Below are 2,811 nucleotides of genomic sequence, written 5' to 3'. Positions count from 1 at the left end.
TGACCCTGGCCCGCAACCTGTGCGGCGATGTGGAATGGTCGGCCCAGGACGCCACCCGTACCGAACGTGACTTCCTGCGGCGGTGCGTGGAGGCCGCGATCAAGGCGGGCGCGACCACCGTCAACATTCCCGACACCGTCGGCTACACCGTGCCGGAGGAATACACCCGTTTCATGCGCACCCTGATCGAGCGGGTGCCGAACTCCGACAAGGCCGTGTTCTCAGTGCATTGCCACAACGACCTCGGCATGGCAGTCGCGAATTCGCTGGCGGGAGTAGCCGGCGGCGCGCGGCAGATCGAGTGCACTGTTAACGGCATCGGCGAGCGGGCAGGCAATGCCGCGCTCGAGGAAGTCGTGATGGCGATCAATATTCGCAACGACCGCTTTCCGTACTGGAACAAGATCGACACCACCATGCTGACGCGCGCCTCGAAGCTGGTATCGGCGGCGACTTCGTTTCCGGTGCAATACAACAAGGCGATCGTCGGCCGGAACGCGTTCGCGCATGAAAGCGGCATTCATCAGGACGGTGTGCTGAAAGACGCTTCGACCTATGAAATCATGCGTCCGGAGATGGTCGGGTTGAAGCAATCATCGCTGGTCCTGGGCAAGCATTCCGGGCGTCATGCCTTCGTGCATAAGCTGGAGGAAATGGGCTACAAGCTCGGCGCCAATCAGTTGGAAGACGCGTTCGTGCGGATGAAGGCGCTCGCCGACCGCAAGAAGGATATCTATGACGAGGATATCGAGGCGTTGGTCGACCAGGAAATCGCCGCTTCGCACGACCGCATTAAGCTGACTTCGCTGACGGTGATTGCGGGCACTCACGGCCCGCAACGCGCGACCATGAAGCTCGATATTGACGGCCAAACCAAGATCGAGGAGGCCGAGGGCAACGGACCGGTCGATGCAGTGTTCAACTGCATCAAGGCGCTGGTGCCGCACGAGGCCAAGCTGGAGCTATATCAAGTGCACGCCGTAACCGAAGGTACAGATGCCCAGGCCGAAGTGTCGGTCCGGCTCGCCCACGAGGGGCGTTCGATGACCGCGCGGGCCGCCGATCCGGATACGCTGGTTGCCTCGGCCAAGGCCTATCTCGGCGCGCTCAACAAGATCGTCATGAAGCGGCAGCGTGACGTGCCCGTGGCGGCGGCGGGCTGATTGCTCCGAAGCAGGGCCCTGGAAATCACGCAACGCGGCGCTCATGGCGCCGCGTTTTTGCATTGCATCAAGCCGGAAAACGGTGGCTGGCCGTGGCCTTTGGGCCGCCTTCTCTGTATTGGTTCGCTTGGCATGCAAGTTGATGGAGCCGCGAAGGCGCGCTTCGTAAAAACACCCGGGAGGCACGATTGCGTAAGTTGATCATGGCGGCTGCGGCGTTCGCGGCCTCGGTTATTGTCGATCCGGCGCTGGCGCAGTCGCCGATCATTATCAAGTTCAGCCACGTCGTCGCTGCGAATACGCCGAAGGGCACGGCAGCGGACAAATTCAAGGAGTTGGCCGAGAAATACACGGGCGGAAAGGTCAAGGTCGAGGTCTATCCAAACTCGACGCTCTACAAGGACAAGGAAGAATTGGAGGCGTTGCAGCTCGGCGCCGTGCAGATGCTGGCGCCGTCCAACTCCAAATTCGGGCCGATCGGCGTGCGCGAATTCGAGGTGTTCGATCTGCCCTATGTCCTGCCCGATCTCGCGACCGTGCGCAAAGTGACCGATGGACCGCTCGGGGCGAAGCTCCTGAAGCTGCTCGAACCGAAGGGGATGACCGGTCTCGCTTACTGGGACAACGGGTTCAAGCAGATGACAGCCAACAAGAAGCTGATCGCGCCCGCCGATTACAAAGGCCTGAAATTCCGCATCCAGTCATCGAAGGTGATCGAGTCGCAATTCCGTGCCCTTGGTGCGATCCCGCAGGTGATGGCGTTCAGCGAGGTGTACCAGGCGCTGCAGACCGGCGTGGTCGACGGCCAGGAAAACACCTGGTCGAATATCTACACCCAGAAGATGAATGAGGTGCAGAAGTACGCGACTGTGACCAATCACGGCTATATCGGCTATGTCGTCGTCGTGAACAAGAAGTTCTGGGACGGGCTACCGCCCGATATTCGCGGCGAGCTTAGCAAGGCGATGAAGGAAGCCACCGAGCTCGGCAACGGGCAATCGGCAAAAGAAAACGATGACGCGCTGGCGGAGATCAGGAAGGCCGGCAAGACCGAGATCATCACGCTGACGCCGGAGCAGGACGCCGCCATGCGCAAGGCGATGGAGCCGGTTTACAAAGATGTCGCGAGCCGGGTGGGGCAGTCTCTGATCGACGCGTTCATCAAGGAGACCGGAGGAACCGGCCACTAAGTCATGATCCAGCTAGCTTGAATCGGATCATGATCTCTTTCGTTCGAGCATCATCTCCGGGCAAACGCTTTCGCGTTTGTCCCGCGGAAAAACCGGGATCGGCTTTCTGCGATCATGCCTTGAGTCCAGGATGCCGCCGGGTTCTCGCGAGCAGCCGCGAGGGCCCGCTTTCAATTCGGATCGCGCCGGGATCACCGACCGCCGGCGTTAACTCGTTTCGAAGAATGGGGACGCGTGCCGGATCGGTGGCGCGCATGAGGGGGAGAGATGCTGCTTCGTATCCTTGATCGGCTCGAGGAAATCATAATCGCCTCGCTGATGGCGGCCGCGACGATTCTGATTTTTATCTCCGTGGTCCATCGCTTCGGCACCGGCGTGCCGTTCCTGTATGATTATTTGATCCTCATTCACATCTCCTGGGCGCAGGAGTTGTGCATCTACATGTTCATCTGGATGGC

Annotated in this window: 2 protein-coding genes and 1 pseudogene; all 3 read left to right on the top strand. The window is 60.3% G+C overall.

Annotation, left to right across the window (positions count from 1 at the left end; translation table 11 throughout):
• On the top strand, positions 1-1,163 hold a 1,163-nt coding region (locus tag VJV58_RS16570), incomplete at its 5' end, for a 2-isopropylmalate synthase (RefSeq protein WP_324138449.1).
• 203 nt (positions 1,164-1,366) lie between these two features.
• Positions 1,367-2,353 (top strand): TRAP transporter substrate-binding protein, encoded by a 987-nt coding sequence (locus VJV58_RS16565; protein ID WP_414641514.1) that lies wholly within the window; start codon positions 1,367-1,369, stop codon positions 2,351-2,353.
• Between the two features lie 267 nt (positions 2,354-2,620).
• Positions 2,621-2,811: pseudogene (locus tag VJV58_RS16560) on the top strand (TRAP transporter small permease); the annotation flags it as partial.

The organism is Bradyrhizobium sp. (genome assembly GCF_035273305.1).
In the GTDB taxonomy this organism is placed as follows: Bacteria; Pseudomonadota; Alphaproteobacteria; order Rhizobiales; family Xanthobacteraceae; genus Bradyrhizobium.
Note: the sequence above shows the minus strand (reverse complement) of the source record. Positions and strands in the feature narration are given on the sequence as shown.